The organism is Streptomyces sp. GbtcB7 (assembly GCF_019091445.1).
GTDB lineage: Bacteria > Actinomycetota > Actinomycetes > Streptomycetales > Streptomycetaceae > Streptomyces > Streptomyces mirabilis.
The window spans coordinates 1-260 of sequence record NZ_JAGXJM010000362.1; the positions used below are offsets into that span (position 1 = coordinate 1).

General features: G+C 75.4%; 1 pseudogene. It reads right to left on the minus strand.

The features are described 5' to 3' along the window. Window positions 1-260, minus strand: a pseudogene (locus tag KVT44_RS56270) (acetyl-/propionyl-CoA carboxylase subunit alpha); the annotation flags it as partial.

Sequence of the window (260 nt, forward strand, 5' to 3'; positions counted from 1 at the left end):
GCGCGCTGGAGCGCCTGCTCCCGGGTGGCGCCGGTGACGATCAGCTTGGCGAGCAGGGAGTCCCAGGCCGGGCCGATCACGCTGCCGCACTGCACACCCGCGTCCAGGCGGACGCCGGGGCCGGAGGGCGGCGCGAAGGTGGAGACCGTGCCGGGGGCCGGGAGGAAACCCCTGCCGGGGTCCTCGCCGTTGATGCGGAACTCGAAGGAGTGGCCGCGCAGGGCGGGGTCGCCGTAGCCGAGTTCCTCGCCGTCGGCGAT